The sequence below is a fragment of the Bacillus sp. CH_48 genome, assembly GCF_038008465.1.
Taxonomy (GTDB): Bacteria; Bacillota; Bacilli; order Bacillales; family Bacillaceae_G; genus Bacillus_A; species Bacillus_A thuringiensis_S.
Map to the genome: position 1 here is coordinate 2,307,426 of NZ_JBBOZF010000001.1, position 14,353 is coordinate 2,321,778.

Genomic DNA, 14,353 nt, shown 5'->3' on the forward strand with positions numbered 1-14,353 from the left:
AGTGATGAAATGCAAGTTCTTTTATATGTAAGTGCGGCTATTATCGCGGTTGCTTTCGCAGTATTAGTTGTGTATGTATGCAGAACGTTGTTATCGGTTCAGAAGACGTTAGAAAACGTTGCAAGCACGTTAGAAGGTTTAGAAAAACAAATGCAAGGAATTAGCGTAGAGACAGAGCAATTATTACATAAAACGAATGCGTTAGCTGATGATATTCAACAGAAGTCACAGTCATTAAATAAAGTGGTAGCGGGTGTAGATGGGATTGGAACTACAATCCAATCTTTAAATACGAAGCTTCGTAATGTATCAGACTCTGTAACGGACGAAATTGAAAATAACGCTGATAAAGTAGCGCAAGTTGTACAGTGGAGCAGTGCGGCGATTGAAGTATACAATCATTACCGTGCGTCGAGACAAGAGAAGAAGGTTGAAAAAGAAGAGCGTAAATTAGAAAGAATTGAGAAAAACGCTGAAAAGAAAGAGAAGCGCTCTAGATTTCGTATGAGAGGTGAATCGTGATGAATATGACAAAGCTTGAAACAATTGAAGAGCTTGAAGTCTTAGTAGAAAAGAATGAGCCGTATGTTCTTTTTAAACATAGTACGACATGCCCGATTAGTCACGGTGCATACACAGAATTTCAAGCGTATTGCAGTGAAGAAAGAGAAGTGCCAGCGTATTACTTATACGTACAAGATGCGAGAGATGTGTCAAATCGTGTTGCAGAACAATACAGTATTAGACATGAATCACCGCAAGTGTTATACATAAAAGATGGGATGGTAGTATGGAATACATCTCATTGGAATATTAAAAAAGATGCTTTAGAAGAGAATATAAAGTAAAAAGAAGCAAGCTAAAGGTGCTTGCTTCTTTTTTTTGTTTTTGTTGAAATATATTTAGTGGTACACTATTAATAGTTCAAACTAAATAACTAGATTGTTGAAAGTAGGTTTTAAGTAATGAAGAAAATGGCATTATCCTTCGCAGTCGTAAGTTTATTACTGGGAGCTTGTAGTAACAATAGTAATACGATTAGTAAGAAGGATGAAGTTATACAAAAAGATACAAAAGAAAAAAGTATGATTCCGAGAACTGCTGTTTCTAAAGATTATTATAGAACTGTTATTCCTTTAAAAGAACAAAAGGTTATTAATACAGCTAATATAAAAACAAATTCTAAATTAGATTTAGCAGAGTATGAAAATGGTTTAATAAATATTGCAACGCAGCAATTTGATACAGAGAGTCACGTACTGCAATTAAATCAGTATATTCCAGAGAAACTAGTTGATGAACTAGTTGCGAAAGTAGAAGCGCCAGTTTTGACGAATATTATAGAACAAGACTATTTTGGAAAACAGAATTCAAATGAATTAAGTTTATCTGGTGTTATGATTGGCTTAGCTATGTCTTCAAGTGTATCGAATGAAGAAGCTATGTCTAAAGGGTCTGAAGTTGCTAAACAACTTATTGAAGCTATTAACAAAAATGATAAATATAACAAATCTCCAATTACGTTTGCTATCTTTAAGCAAGAAAGTACAAGTTCTTTAAAAAATGGTACGTATATTGCTAGTGCTACTGTTCAAAAGAATGATATGAACCTTGGAAATTGGAGTACAATTGATGAAAAGTCGTATTCATATCCTTCTGATGAATTTACACAAGCACATGGAGAAGATAATACAAAAATAAATAACTTTGCTAAGGAAATAAAAGGTTTTTCTAATGGAGATTTTATTCCAGTCAATGCAAAAGTTTCTTATAAGAAAGATCAAATGGATACATTAAATATGAATATTGTTATTAAATATAACGGTAAAACAGAATTAATGGCTCTTACCCAATTGGCTGCTCAAGGTATGTTAGACAAATTGCCTAAAGATGCGAAAGTACAATTACAGATCAAGTCCGAGAGTAAAATTGAGGCCGTTATTATAAAAGAGAAAAACAGTGATAAACCGTTTGTTTCCTTCTTGTAAAAAAGACAGTATGTAAACTGTCTTTTTTTATTTTAAATGAAAATATAAAAGGTTTTTTTATTTTAAATGAAAATATACAATGTTTTTTGATGATAATTCATTGCTGTATATCGTGTGACAATCGTATATGTATCAACTATAATAAGTTATCTTAAAAAAGTAATATATAGGAATTTGAAAGATGTGGCTTTTTTATGGCATCGCAACAATTAGGTCGTTTACGTTCTGAAATTGATCAACTTAATTTACAAATATTAGAGTTATTAAACGAAAGAGGTCGTCTCGTACAAGAAGTTGGTACTTTAAAAGAAGTATAAGGTGTGAAACGTTTTGATCCTGTACGTGAAAGAAATATGCTGGATTTAATTGTAGAGAATAATAATGGTCCATTTGAAACTTCGACTTTACAACATATTTTCAAACAAATTTTTCAAGTTGGCTTAGAGTTACAAGAAGAGGATCATCGTAAAGCACTACTTGTGTCTTGTAAGAAAAAATAGAAGATACGATTGTTGAAATTAATGGTGAAAAAATTGGTAACGGAAATTAGCATTTTATTATGGGACCGTGTGCAGTGGAAAGTTATGAACAAGTACGTCAAGTTGCTGAAGCAATGAAAGAGCAACGCGTAATACGCTTGATATTTCCGCTGTACCGATTTTAAAGAAAGAGACACATTTACCTGTCGTTTTTGATGTAACGCATTCTACAGAGAGACGTGACCTTCTCTTACTAACTGCAAAAGCAGCGATGGCAATTGGTGCAAACGCAATTATGGCTGAAGTACATCCAAATCCAGCTGTAGCTTTATCAGATGCGGCGCAGCAAATGAATATCCCGCAGTTCAATGATTTTATGAATGAATTAAAATCATTTGGAAGTAAATTATAAAAACTTTTAATGAGCTGTTCCAAAAAGGCATTTTGGGACAGCTGTATAGCGACTGTCATTGTCGATTTTTGTTGGGAAGTTGGTATATTAAAAAAATCGCTGATATAATTAGAGTTGTGGTCGATATATTTGGGAAATCGCCGATATATTTCGAGTTACGGTTCATATATTCGAAAAATCGCCGATATAAATTTCATTTACTATCGTACTGCTTAAAATAAGATTTCTACTTAGGAAATATCTATTTTTTTACAAAAAATGCCCTTTTTTCATAAAAAATACGAAAATACGAGAAAAGAAGCGAATTTTTTCGAAACTTTTGCGGGAAAATATTGTATGAGCCTGCGTTTATATCGTATCATTAGTAAAAGGAAGAACTCGGGACGATTGGTGGCATCTGCAAATAGAGTTGATGTCTTTTTTTCATTCAAGTAACCGATACATAAAAATAGATAACAAAAATAGAAGGAGTGTGCGATGAGATGAACGTAACAATCTATGATGTAGCGCGCGAAGCGAACGTTTCAATGGCTACCGTATCACGCGTTGTGAACGGTAACCCAAATGTAAAGCCTACAACAAGAAAGAAAGTATTAGAAGCAATTGATCGTTTAGGATACCGTCCAAATGCGGTAGCACGTGGACTAGCAAGTAAGAAGACAACTACGGTAGGTGTTATTATTCCTGATATCTCAAATACGTTTTATGCAGAACTTGCACGTGGAATTGAAGATATCGCAACAATGTACAAATATAACATCATTTTAAGTAACTCTGATCAAAACAAAGAGAAAGAGTTCCATCTATTAAATACGATGCTTGGAAAACAAGTGGACGGAATTGTTTTCATGGGTGAAGATATTACAGACATTCACATTGAAGAATTTAAAAAATCTCCAGTACCAATTGTATTAGCAGCGTCATTTGATGAGCAAAATGAAACGCCATCAGTAAATATTGATTATACACAAGCAGCTTACGATGCAATGAAGCACTTTATCGAACAAGGACATAAGCGTATCGGTTTCGTCTCTGGTCCATTCATTGATAAAGCGGGAAGCGCGAAGAAGTTACAAGGTTATAAAAAAGCTTTAGAAGAAGAAGGTATTTCATATGATGAAAATCTTGTAATCGATGGAGATTACACATATGACTCAGGTATCGAAGCATTCGAAAAGCTTTGGAGCAATGATGAAAAGCCAACAGCAATCTTCGTGTCTTCTGATGAAATGGCACTAGGTGTAATCCATGCAGCACAAGATGCTGGATTAAACGTACCAACTGACGTAGAAGTACTTGGTTTCGATAATACACGCCTTGCATTAATGGTTCGTCCGCAGCTTTCAACAGTTGTACAACCGATGTATGATATCGGTGCAGTAGCAATGCGTCTATTAACAAAGTATATGAACAAAGAAAAAGTGGAAGATCACACTGTTATCTTACCTCACCGTATCCAATTTAGAGATTCAACGAAATAAGTATAAAAAAGCTCACAGCGATTGCTGTGAGCTTTTATTCATATTCAGGATAATATTTTTCAATTACTGTATCTACAGTTTCATTTTTCTTAACGTGTAAAAATTTTGCGTACAATTCTTTTCCAGTTTCAAATGGCGTATCGTCTAATTCAAATACATGTAACACTTTTCGGAACGTCCATGTGATTTGCTCATCATACATATTATCGTATGTGTGCTCCGATTGTATAGCTATCTTTTCACCTAGTTCATGAGCTTCTTCTAAACTGTTTGCTTTAACAAGAATAATACTTTCTTCAAAAAGTGTATCGTGATTCTCTTCATAATGCTCATCCATTTTCATAGGATGAGGCTCACCAGAATGAACAGACTCAAACAATAATTTTACAGCGTACATATTATGCTGCATGTTTCACCTTATAAATAATACTTGCGACAAGCGAAGCAGGTATTGTAAATACGTTACTTTGATAATGGTAATGCACTTGGGATTCTTCATAAGACATGTTGTCATATAGTTCGTTTTGTGAGACACTCATTTTTTTCTGTTTTTCTTTGAGTATTTTAATGTAGTTGTACTGTATTGGGACGAGAATGATGAAATAAGCTAATACGATTAGTGAAATCCAAATCATTATGAACACTCCCTTACAAAGAATATTTGCATATGGTAATTATATCAATTTATATGAGGGATATCCATATTTTTCTAGTGGTCAATTTCTTTTCCAAAATGCAAAAAGTTCTTCAGCGCTTCGTAAATTATGTTCAAGGCATGTTTGTGCAGTGCGTTTAAAATTTTGTATTAAATGCTCTAGCCTAGAAGAATCATAGTGCTTTGCTTTTCCATCTACAATCGTTTTATCTTTTTTTAAGTTAAGTGATATTTTTAGCAAAGTTACATTTGTTTCTATTTGTACAACTTCCATGTAAAAAAAATTTTGTCTAAGTCGATTGTAATATAATCAAATCGCTCTACTTGTTTAAAATATCCTACAATATCATCTTCCAATTGAAATCCTCCCTAGTATATAGCTTACCTGGAAGAGTTTTCTATAGATTGTATGATTCCTTGTTATATGTCACATAAGTGTAAAAATAACTATTATAGGGCAATGTCATGTATAATAGAAAGAAAAGGCTTGTGAGGGGGGAAAAGAGATGATCGTTCTTTGGATAATTACGCTTTGTATGACTGCTATTTTTGCATATATGACGTTAAAACAAAATGGTTTAAAGCGATTTGTTCCAGGAAGTATTCTTGCAGGAATTGCCCTTATCACGTATGTAATTTCTATTTTTATTGAAAGTGTATCAGTAGATATGAGCAAAAGTTTAATGTTTATTGGTATTACACTATTTGCAGGTAGCATTATGGTACTTATGGTTGCTGGTATTATTTTGTTTATTCATATGAATTCGGAAACGTTATAGCATATAGAAAAGGCATGTCCCGAGGGACATGCCTTTTTATCCGTTCAATTATGCTCTATCTTTAGAAGAATTTTGTTGTTTTAATAAGTCGCGAATTTCGCCAAGAAGAACTTCTTCTTTTGTTGGTTCTGGAATTTCTTCCTCTTTTTCGTCTTCTTTTTTAGATGTTAGTTTGTTGAAAACTTTAATAAACATAAAGATAGAAGCTGCGATAATTAAGAAATCAAAAATTGTTTGGATGAAGTTACCATACATAACAGCTGATTTACCGTATCCAAAGTGCAAATCTGTAAAGTTAACGCCACCTAATACCATACCAAGTAATGGTGTAATAATGTCTTTTACTAAAGAACTAACGATTTTACCGAATGCAGCACCGATTACAACCCCGACAGCTAAATCAACGACATTCCCTTTGAAAGCGAACTTTTTAAACTCGTTCCACATGTGTCAATCCCATCCTTTCCACGATTCATTATGAAATTTATAATTCCTATCAACATATTTTATAGAAATTTACGAGAGAAATAAAGGGGAAATGGGAATGAAAGTAAATTCTGAAAAATGTATCCGTTTTAATTTTTGTTTACATCATCTAGTAAAGATTGTAGCATTTGCTGCGTTTTTAATCCTTCTAATCCATCTACAACAGGCTTTGTATCTCCGTGTACACATTCAATAAAATGATGAACAGCATCTTCAAAACCACGTTGTTTTAACGTCGTATCCCATGATGGAGAACCGCTTTGTGAAACTGAGTTTTCCTGTTCAATTTCAAATGTATTCATATTTTTTACGCGAATGATTTTCCCTGGCGTTACAAGTTCAATTTGTTCTAAATTTGTACCGGCATGGCGATGCATTGCAGTAGAAAGTAACAGTCCACTTGGAGTTGTATATGTATGATGTCCGTAAAGAAGTTCATTCTTTTCATTGATTTGCATCATATTGTGAACGACGTTAAGGTCATCATTAGCGAACCAGCGAGCAGTATCTACAATGTGTAAATAATCATCTAACATAGTGAAGTCGTACGTATATGGCCCGACTTTATTTGTGCGATGCTTTTCAATTCGAATCCATGAAATATCATGAGCCTGTTCTTTGGCAGCAACATACATAGGAACGAATCTGCGATTAAATCCGACCATTAACTTTCGGTTATACTTCTCGCTCAACTCGACTAGTTGCTCAGCTTGTTCCACAGTAGCTGCTAACGGCTTATCAACATAAACGTCGATTCCTTTTTTCAAAAGCTCAGAAACGATTTCATAATGCGATGCAGTTGAACTATGAACGAAGATTGCATCACATTCCGAAGCTAACGTTTCAATAGAATGAAAGTCTTGAATTCGGTATTGCTGGCAAACTTGTTTTCTTTTCTCTGCGTTAGGTGTAAACGCCCCGACAAAGTTCCAATCTGTTTCTTTTGTAAGTGTTGGAAGATAGGCCTTTTGCGCAATGCTACCAAGTCCAATCATCCCAATTTTAGGTTTATTCATATGTATTCCCACCCTATTAATATTGATGTAACGGCTTAAATGTAGCATAGGATGGGGGAGGAAGGCAAAGATAAGCTTTTTACTTATTTCCTTCTAACAAAATTTTCTCTATCTCTGCAAAATTATGAGCGCGAGCATGCTCTAACGGGGTAACACCATCATTATCTGGAATATTTACATCTGCACCGTGCTCAATAAGAAGGCGAATGACTTGTTGCTGTGTTTCGTTTCCGTTACTTAGTACGATAGCTTCCATTAAAGCTGTCCATCCTAGGTTATTTACATGATTTACATCAATATTTGTTCGAGTGAGGAGTTCTTTTATAACGTCAATATAGCCATGTTCTGAGGCTGGGATAAGAGCTGTTCCGCCGTAACGATTTGTAATCGTAGGATCTGCACCAGCATTAATTGTTAGCTTTAAAATGTCTAAGTAACCTTCCGCACCGGCGTATAGAAAGGGATTGTTTTTCATGTCATCTTGGATATTTACGTCAGCACCAGCTTTGATAAGTGCTTTTGCGGTTTTTACATCATTTTTGTATGTAGCAATCATAAGAGGGGTACGTCCTTGATTATCCGTCGCATTTATATTTGCACCTTGTTTTAGTAAAGATATAACAGTATTCGTTTCATTTTTTTCAGTAGCTGCTAGTAGTGCAGTCTCCATGTTTGTCATCTCCTTTTTGACTTCTTGTTCTTGCGAGCATCCTTGTAAAAAAATTACGCAACATATCATACTGAATGTTTTTTTGAACATGGAATTTCAACCTCCTAATTTCAACTGTAAAATAGGAACATTAAATTTTTATAAACTGACGCTAAAATTACTATAAAATCGCTTGAGTATTTGAACATATATTTTTATGCTTATGAATATGAAGGATGGGTAAAGTGAGGATGTAACATATGTCTATTAAAACAAGGTTTTTATTTTCTTATATTGCTGTAATTCTCGTTTCTATTACGCTCATATTAGTCGCGGGATTTTTAATTGTTTTTTCAATAACAGGTGATTTGGAAGCAGTGAAAAATTTCTATAAAAGTTCTTACATTCAAAAGCCGCTTACACCAGAAGAAGAAAATGCCTATCTTGAATTAAAATTAGCGGCAAAGCAACATCAATCTCAATTATTAGATAAATCGTTCGTTTCATCAATTGAAAAAGAAGGTGTGAAAATAATTGTAAGAAAGGGAGAAAACATTTCTTATGCTAATAAGGGATTTGAAAGTTCGACTTTAACAGAAGCCCTTCCGAAATTTGAAGCGGCAAATATTAATAGTCGTGGTACAACGGAACTAGGCGAGACATTTTATCGATATGTAAAGTTTGATTTTTATTTTCCAGAGAAAGAAGAAGGGAGTATATTTGTACTAAAAAAGCAAAGTTCATTTGTAGATCTTACACAAAAATTATTTCCAATCTTATTCGTATCGCTTTTACTATTAGCCATTTTACTCATTGGTTTATTAAGTTATCTTGTTTCAAGAAGTGTAATAAAACCAATTTTTGTATTGAAAGGTGCAACGGAGAAAATTAAAGAAGGAAATTTAGATTTTCAAATGCCAGTTACATCGCACGATGAAATAGGTCAATTAAATCAAGGATTTGAGGAAATGAGGAAGAAGTTAAAGGAATCGATTGAAGTACAAACGCAGTATGAAGAAAATCGAAAAGAACTTATTTCAAACATATCGCATGATTTAAAAACACCGATTACATCTATTATCGGATATGTAGAAGGAATAAAGGACGGGGTAGCAAATACGCCAGAAAAAATGGATAAGTATTTAACGACAATTCATACGAAGGCAAAACATATGGACACACTCATTGATGAACTCTTTTTGTTTTCGAAGCTCGATTTAAATCGAGTTCCATTCCAATTTGAGACAGTTGAATTAAATACGTTTATGCAAGAATTAATAGAAGAGATGCAGATGGATTTAAGTGAAGAAGGTATAGAAATTAACTTACAATTACATTCATCGCCATTATATGTAACGGCTGATTGCGAAAAGATAAATAGAGTTATATCAAATTTAATTCATAATAGTGTGAAGTACATGGATAAAGAAGAGAAGAAAATTACCGTAACAGTATCGAGTGATAACAATAAAGTTATTGTGAAGGTGATAGACAATGGATCAGGTATAGAATCTGATACGCTACCGTATATCTTTGAACGTTTTTATCGTGCAGAACAATCGCGAAATTCTAGCACAGGTGGAAGTGGACTTGGTTTAGCAATAGCGAAGCAAATTGTTGAAGAACATGGCGGGGAAATTTGGGCGGAAAGCGAGCTTGGTAAAGGCACAAGCATTTTCTTCTCATTGGAAAAAGTAGAGGAATGTGGTGAGTAAATTGAAAAGAATTTTACTAATAGAAGATGAAGTAAGTATTGCAGAATTACAGCGAGATTATTTAGAAATTAATGATTTCCAAGTTGATGTAGAGCATTCAGGAGAAACAGGTTTACAAATAGCCCTGCAAGAAGACTATGATTTAATTATTTTAGATATTATGCTTCCGAAAATGAACGGATTCGAAATTTGTAAACAAATACGTGCTGTAAAAGATATTCCGATTCTACTTGTTTCAGCAAAAAAAGAAGATATAGATAAAATTCGCGGGCTCGGATTAGGAGCGGATGATTATATAACGAAACCGTTTAGCCCAAGCGAATTAGTCGCAAGAGTAAAAGCGCATATTGCTCGTTATGAAAGATTATCAGGAAATGTAAGTAAGCAACGTGATACGCTATACATTCACGGAATTTCTATCGATCAACGAGCGAGGAAAGTTTTTATAAACAATGAAGAAGTGGCATTTACAACGAAGGAATTTGATTTATTAACATTCTTTGTCACACATCCAAACCAAGTATTAAATAAAGAACAGTTATTTGAACGCATTTGGGGATTAGATTCCGCTGGTGATTTAGCCACTGTTGTCGTCCACATTAGAAAGCTACGTGAAAAAATTGAAAGAGATCCTGCCCACCCGCAATATATTGAAACAGTATGGGGAGCTGGTTATCGTTTTAATGTGTAGGGAACCTGTCAAAGTTTTGGCAGGTTTTTTTGTATGTGATCAAAAGGGGATAATAGGTAATTTATGTTAAAATATAAAGAGAGATAAAACATAGGAGAGTGTGAGAGGGCGTGCTACATTTTGGGGGATACATTAAAAGATAATAAATCAAACAAGGTTTTAAAGATTGGAACTAATATTGTACTTATCTTATTAATTATTGGTGCAATACAAATGTTTTATGATGAAGATTCTACGAATGATCATTTGGGTTGGTTATTTATGATGGTCTTTTTTGCAATTAAAATAATTTCTAGTTTTATGATAAGTTTAAAAGAAGGAGATAAAAAGTCAGTATTTATTGATTTAGGTTTAATAATTTTTTCTGTTCTTCTTTTGGTTGTTACTAGTGTGAAATATTTCTTTTGAAAAACCTCATAGTCTTATAGAGGCTGTGAGGTTTTTGTTGGAAAATTAACTTGCGACCTTAATATGCTATTTTAGAGTTCCTTGTTGCAATGATTTATAAAATATTTGAGTAGTAGAAGTAAACTGAGCAGCTTCTTCTAAAAAAGGATAATGGTTGCTCTCCTCAAATGTCACAAAAGTAGAATCGCATATACCCTCATGTATCTCGATGGAATATTGAATAGGACACTGCACATCGTGTCTTCCACATATAATTAGTGTTTTTGTTTTTATAGAAGGTAAATACTCCCTTAAATCAAATGAAGGATATTCATTGGCGAAAGCATTCATCCGGCTAACGGACATTGTTTTTTTGATTGGTTTACAAAAATAAGAGTTGTAGTTTTCTGGTTTATACAATGATAATTTTGTTCTCTTAGTAGATAGTTCTTTCCGTTCTTCACTTGTAAGGTGAGGGCTTTTTAAGTTTTCGATGAGCTCTTGCATATAATGAAACTGTGAATGTTCTGGATGATAAATACAAAATGGTGTTTCGGTATAGTTACTTGCTGCAGCGCCTGCTACGACTAATGATTGTAAGGAATTTGGATATGTAATCGTATATAAAAGTCCAAGCATACCACCTGTTGAATGACCAGTGAAATGCCATGTTGGGAGTTGTAAAGCTTCCCGTATTGCTTCTAAATCGTGAACCGTTTCAATCATACTTAATTCGTTTTCTGACTGGGTGGTTACAGAGCTACCAGTATCTCGTAAATTAATGAGAAATACACGATGCGTAGCAGTGAAAACATCTGCAAAGTAATCACCAGTTTCATTAAATTGTGAATAGTGATGTGTAATACAAAGCGGTTCGCCATTTCCTTTTGTAAAGAGTTCAAATGTGCCGCGTTTTGTGGGGATCATTTGTTGTGTCCACATAATATCACGTCCTTTTTTCATAAAAGTTGGACCGGTTAATTATTAAATAAAATATATCGGCGCAACTCGAAACATATCGACTTACCGACAGTAGTCGACAATAAATAAAAGGAGGCTATTCAAAAACGAGCCTCCTTTTCGTTTAGTACAAAGATTTTGTCATATTATTCCGAATGATTTCAAGGGATTTCGCTACAGTTAATGCATTCTTTTCTTCAATTTCTGGTTTACGGGGGATAGGTTTAAACATGTTGTCTGGATCTTCCCATGTGAGGGGAAGTTCTGTTTCGGCTTGTCCTTTCCAAGCGTCAATCCATTCTGGAGGGAGATAACCCGAGATGTTTTGGATGTTGTTCATTTCGAGCCAAATAAGTGCCCAAGCTCTTGGTACGACGCGCCAATGGTCATAGCCACCGCCGCCGACAGCGATCCAGCGACCGTCGCAATATTCATTAGCAATTTCACGAGCGAGCTTCGGTATTTCGCGGTAAATATTCATGGTTGCACAAAGGTGTGTAAGTGGGTCGTAGTAATGTGCGTCGGCACCATTTTGCGTTAAAATAATATCCGGTTTAAAGTACGCTGCAACTTCTTTTACAACTGTTCGATATGATTTTAGAAAGGATTCATCTTCTGTAAAAGCATCCAGTGGAACGTTAAAAGAATAACTATAACCATTACCTTGTCCACGTTCGTTTACAGCGCCAGTTCCAGGGAATAAATAGCGACCAGTTTCATGTAATGAAATGGTGCATACGTTAGGATCATCATAAAACGACCACTGCACGCCATCACCGTGATGAGCGTCTGTATCAATATATAAGACGCGTAAACCGTATTTCTTCTGAATATACTTCATTGCGATGGAGCTATCGTTATAAATACAAAAACCAGATGCCTTGCCACGGAAGCCGTGATGTAAGCCTCCACCTAAGTTAAGTGCGTGTTTTACTTTTCCGGAAAGAACAGCATCGACAGCTGTTAACGTACCGCCAACGAGCAATGCGCTTGCTTCGTGCATATTTGGGAACATCGGTGTATCTTCTGTTCCTAGTCCATATGTCATCGCAATTGATTTTTCTAACTTTCCTTCTCCAGCACGTTTTACCGCATTTATGTACTCCTCTGTATGAACGTAGGCAATCTCTTCATCTGTAGCCATCCGTGGTGAGATGATTTGAGAGGGAGAGATGAAACCACCCTTTTGTAATAAATCATACGTAAGTGTGACGCGCAGTTGGTTAAAAGGATGATCAGGGCTAAATGAATAGCCCCGAAAGTCATCCGAATAAATAAACGCGCTACTCATGCTTGCATCCCCATGATGTTCGGCCATAATACGCGATAGCCTTCTGCTTCAAGTGCATCAATCACTTTTAGAGGATTCATCGTTTGAATGCGGAAAACAAGTACTTTATCATTCTCATCTTTTGCTGGGTAGACGAGAACGCTCACGATATTTATTTGTAAATCACTAAAAATAGCAACGACTTTTCCAAGAATACCAGGTTCATTTTTTACTTGAATTTCAATTTGTGAACTCGGTTGATGTGCTCCTGTTAATTTTACTAACGTGTGCAGTACTGTAGATTCTGAGATTATTCCAACTAACTTCCCAGCTTTTGTAACAGGAAGACAGCCAATTTTATTTTCAAAAAATAAAGTAGCAATTTCCTCAACGAAATCGAGAGGGTGGCAAGTCATTACAGGATGTTTCATAATAAGTTCAAGTGGTTGCTTCAGCATATCGAGTGAAACTTGTTCATCTAGAATAGACGGACTTGCATCTCTTACATCCCGATCAGAAATAATGCCTACGACGTGATTATTTTGATCGACAATTGGAATGTGCCGAATTCCTTTCGTGCGAATCGTTCGGATTGCTGTTTCGATTGTATCGTTTGGATGTAGTGTAACTACATTTTGATTCATAATTTCTTCTACAATCATTCCAGTTGCCCCCTTTATTAATACATAAAACGATTGTGAAAACGTAGACGATCAAAAGCTTGAATAGAATCCGTATCAACGCGTTTACCGATGCGGACCATTAAACAGTTGGCGGGATGTGAACAAATTTCAGGATCGTCTGTAGCCATCCATTGTAACCCGCCGGCATTCATCATCTTTTCCATTACTTTTCGGTATTCCCAAACATTTAATCCTGTTTGTTTCAAATCCCAGTGCCAATAATATTCAGTCGTCAATATAATGTAATCTTCCATATAATCGTCCATCATAGAAACCTCTAGTAAGTTCTTTCCGACAGAACTCCCGCGGAAGGCTGGAACTACTTCAATTGCCCCAAGCTCAATTAAGTTTTCTATTTTTCCTTCTGACCATCGTTCAAGTGGATCAGGATACAAGTATGTAACATATCCAACAATTGTTTGGTCATGTCTAGCAATAATGAGACGAGCTTCTGGTAATTTAGAAATTTCGACAATTGCTTTATATTGTTGCTCGGCAGGACGAAACGCAATTAAGTCTGGATGAAACTCATACATTTCTAAGTTATGTGTAGAGACAGGACCTTCAATAATTAAAGTGCCTTTCGCTGTTTTTAAGTTTCTAGCATTATATATTTTTTTATGAATCAATGTATTGCTCACCACCTTGAGGGTTTGTGAATCTATTAATATCGTACTTTATAATATATGCGATGTGAATCGA

Annotated in this window: 17 protein-coding genes and 2 pseudogenes; 9 read left to right on the plus strand and 10 right to left on the minus strand. The window is 34.9% G+C overall.

Going from position 1 to position 14,353, the window contains the following annotated elements; genetic code table 11:
* Positions 1 to 9 precede the first annotated feature (9 nt).
* The 5 genes and pseudogenes from N2V92_RS11530 (at position 10) to ccpA (ending at position 4,360) form a co-directional block, all read left to right on the plus strand.
* On the plus strand, positions 10 to 522 hold the full coding sequence (locus N2V92_RS11530) for a DUF948 domain-containing protein (protein ID WP_001197721.1): 513 nt from the start codon (positions 10 to 12) through the stop codon (positions 520 to 522).
* Positions 522 to 848 (plus strand): bacillithiol system redox-active protein YtxJ, encoded by a 327-nt coding sequence (gene ytxJ, locus N2V92_RS11535; protein ID WP_001057469.1) that lies wholly within the window; start codon positions 522 to 524, stop codon positions 846 to 848. Before N2V92_RS11530 ends, ytxJ begins: the two co-directional genes overlap by 1 nt.
* A gap of 117 nt (positions 849 to 965) precedes the next feature.
* Complete coding sequence (locus N2V92_RS11540; protein ID WP_000738027.1) at positions 966 to 1,988, plus strand: CamS family sex pheromone protein; 1,023 nt, start codon at positions 966 to 968, stop codon at positions 1,986 to 1,988.
* Positions 1,989 to 2,182: 194 nt separating this feature from the next.
* Positions 2,183 to 2,879 (plus strand): annotated as a pseudogene (gene aroA / locus N2V92_RS30025) (chorismate mutase).
* A 482-nt stretch (positions 2,880 to 3,361) separates the two neighbouring features.
* Positions 3,362 to 4,360: a catabolite control protein A gene (gene ccpA / locus N2V92_RS11560; RefSeq protein ID WP_001103303.1), complete on the plus strand. Its 999-nt coding sequence runs from the start codon at positions 3,362 to 3,364 to the stop codon at positions 4,358 to 4,360.
* Positions 4,361 to 4,394: 34 nt separating this feature from the next.
* Here the strand turns inward: ccpA and N2V92_RS11565 are convergent, their stop codons facing one another.
* The 3 genes and pseudogenes from N2V92_RS11565 to dhp61 form a co-directional block, all read right to left on the minus strand.
* Entirely contained in the window at positions 4,395 to 4,757 is a 363-nt protein-coding gene (locus N2V92_RS11565; protein WP_003309991.1) for a DUF4288 domain-containing protein, read from the minus strand.
* Position 4,758: 1 nt separating this feature from the next.
* Positions 4,759 to 4,995, minus strand: a complete 237-nt coding sequence (locus N2V92_RS11570; protein ID WP_000637885.1) for a DUF3949 domain-containing protein — start codon at positions 4,993 to 4,995, stop codon at positions 4,759 to 4,761.
* An 81-nt stretch (positions 4,996 to 5,076) separates the two neighbouring features.
* Positions 5,077 to 5,372, minus strand: a pseudogene (gene dhp61, locus N2V92_RS11575) (protein Dhp61).
* Between the two features lie 149 nt (positions 5,373 to 5,521).
* Here dhp61 and N2V92_RS11580 point away from each other — a divergent pair.
* Entirely contained in the window at positions 5,522 to 5,794 is a 273-nt protein-coding gene (locus tag N2V92_RS11580; protein WP_000636586.1) for a DUF3917 domain-containing protein, read from the plus strand.
* 48 nt (positions 5,795 to 5,842) lie between these two features.
* On the opposite strand, the gene mscL is transcribed toward N2V92_RS11580, so the two are convergent.
* From mscL to N2V92_RS11595, 3 genes are all read right to left on the minus strand, one after another.
* The gene (mscL, locus tag N2V92_RS11585) at positions 5,843 to 6,241 is read right to left on the minus strand and encodes a large conductance mechanosensitive channel protein MscL (protein WP_000267015.1); all 399 of its coding nucleotides are present in this window, start codon (positions 6,239 to 6,241) and stop codon (positions 5,843 to 5,845) included.
* Between the two features lie 128 nt (positions 6,242 to 6,369).
* Positions 6,370 to 7,296 carry a Gfo/Idh/MocA family protein gene (locus N2V92_RS11590; RefSeq protein ID WP_001039702.1) on the minus strand — a complete coding sequence of 309 codons (927 nt, stop codon included), beginning with the start codon at positions 7,294 to 7,296 and terminating at the stop codon, positions 6,370 to 6,372.
* A 79-nt stretch (positions 7,297 to 7,375) separates the two neighbouring features.
* Positions 7,376 to 8,056, minus strand: a complete 681-nt coding sequence (locus tag N2V92_RS11595) for an ankyrin repeat domain-containing protein (RefSeq protein WP_000475120.1) — start codon at positions 8,054 to 8,056, stop codon at positions 7,376 to 7,378.
* A 149-nt stretch (positions 8,057 to 8,205) separates the two neighbouring features.
* On the opposite strand from N2V92_RS11595, the gene N2V92_RS11600 reads away from it, so the two are divergent.
* The 3 genes from N2V92_RS11600 (at position 8,206) to N2V92_RS11610 (ending at position 10,759) form a co-directional block, all read left to right on the plus strand.
* Positions 8,206 to 9,660, plus strand: coding sequence for a HAMP domain-containing sensor histidine kinase (locus N2V92_RS11600; RefSeq protein ID WP_000023861.1), 1,455 nt, complete (start codon positions 8,206 to 8,208; stop codon positions 9,658 to 9,660).
* Between the two features lies 1 nt (position 9,661).
* Positions 9,662 to 10,351, plus strand: coding sequence for a response regulator transcription factor (locus tag N2V92_RS11605; protein WP_003280338.1), 690 nt, complete (start codon positions 9,662 to 9,664; stop codon positions 10,349 to 10,351).
* A 120-nt stretch (positions 10,352 to 10,471) separates the two neighbouring features.
* On the plus strand, positions 10,472 to 10,759 hold the full coding sequence (locus N2V92_RS11610; RefSeq protein WP_000502926.1) for a hypothetical protein: 288 nt from the start codon (positions 10,472 to 10,474) through the stop codon (positions 10,757 to 10,759).
* Between the two features lie 66 nt (positions 10,760 to 10,825).
* On the opposite strand, the gene N2V92_RS11615 is transcribed toward N2V92_RS11610, so the two are convergent.
* The 4 genes from N2V92_RS11615 to acuA form a co-directional block, all read right to left on the minus strand.
* Entirely contained in the window at positions 10,826 to 11,701 is an 876-nt protein-coding gene (locus N2V92_RS11615) for an alpha/beta fold hydrolase (RefSeq protein ID WP_127057656.1), read from the minus strand.
* A gap of 121 nt (positions 11,702 to 11,822) precedes the next feature.
* Positions 11,823 to 12,989, minus strand: a complete 1,167-nt coding sequence (acuC, locus tag N2V92_RS11620; protein WP_080117623.1) for an acetoin utilization protein AcuC — start codon at positions 12,987 to 12,989, stop codon at positions 11,823 to 11,825.
* Complete coding sequence (locus tag N2V92_RS11625) at positions 12,986 to 13,630, minus strand: acetoin utilization AcuB family protein (protein ID WP_002123078.1); 645 nt, start codon at positions 13,628 to 13,630, stop codon at positions 12,986 to 12,988. Before N2V92_RS11625 ends, acuC begins: the two co-directional genes overlap by 4 nt.
* A 17-nt stretch (positions 13,631 to 13,647) precedes the next feature.
* Positions 13,648 to 14,280 carry an acetoin utilization protein acetyltransferase AcuA gene (gene acuA / locus N2V92_RS11630; RefSeq protein WP_016077213.1) on the minus strand — a complete coding sequence of 211 codons (633 nt, stop codon included), beginning with the start codon at positions 14,278 to 14,280 and terminating at the stop codon, positions 13,648 to 13,650.
* Positions 14,281 to 14,353: the final 73 nt, after the last annotated feature.

Bases quoted from the DNA above. Each gene is read 5' to 3' on its own strand.
- N2V92_RS11530 (WP_001197721.1), top strand. From the start codon at position 10: ATGCAAGTTCTTTTATATGTAAGTGCGGCTATTATCGCGGTTGCTTTC.
- ytxJ (WP_001057469.1), top strand. From the start codon at position 522: ATGAATATGACAAAGCTTGAAACAATTGAAGAGCTTGAAGTCTTAGTA.
- N2V92_RS11540 (WP_000738027.1), top strand. From the start codon at position 966: ATGAAGAAAATGGCATTATCCTTCGCAGTCGTAAGTTTATTACTGGGA.
- ccpA (WP_001103303.1), top strand. From the start codon at position 3,362: ATGAACGTAACAATCTATGATGTAGCGCGCGAAGCGAACGTTTCAATG.
- N2V92_RS11565 (WP_003309991.1), bottom strand. From the start codon at position 4,757: ATGTACGCTGTAAAATTATTGTTTGAGTCTGTTCATTCTGGTGAGCCT.
- N2V92_RS11570 (WP_000637885.1), bottom strand. From the start codon at position 4,995: ATGATTTGGATTTCACTAATCGTATTAGCTTATTTCATCATTCTCGTC.
- N2V92_RS11580 (WP_000636586.1), top strand. From the start codon at position 5,522: ATGATCGTTCTTTGGATAATTACGCTTTGTATGACTGCTATTTTTGCA.
- mscL (WP_000267015.1), bottom strand. From the start codon at position 6,241: ATGTGGAACGAGTTTAAAAAGTTCGCTTTCAAAGGGAATGTCGTTGAT.
- N2V92_RS11590 (WP_001039702.1), bottom strand. From the start codon at position 7,296: ATGAATAAACCTAAAATTGGGATGATTGGACTTGGTAGCATTGCGCAA.
- N2V92_RS11595 (WP_000475120.1), bottom strand. From the start codon at position 8,056: ATGTTCAAAAAAACATTCAGTATGATATGTTGCGTAATTTTTTTACAA.
- N2V92_RS11600 (WP_000023861.1), top strand. From the start codon at position 8,206: ATGTCTATTAAAACAAGGTTTTTATTTTCTTATATTGCTGTAATTCTC.
- N2V92_RS11615 (WP_127057656.1), bottom strand. From the start codon at position 11,701: ATGAAAAAAGGACGTGATATTATGTGGACACAACAAATGATCCCCACA.
- acuC (WP_080117623.1), bottom strand. From the start codon at position 12,989: ATGAGTAGCGCGTTTATTTATTCGGATGACTTTCGGGGCTATTCATTT.
- N2V92_RS11625 (WP_002123078.1), bottom strand. From the start codon at position 13,630: ATGATTGTAGAAGAAATTATGAATCAAAATGTAGTTACACTACATCCA.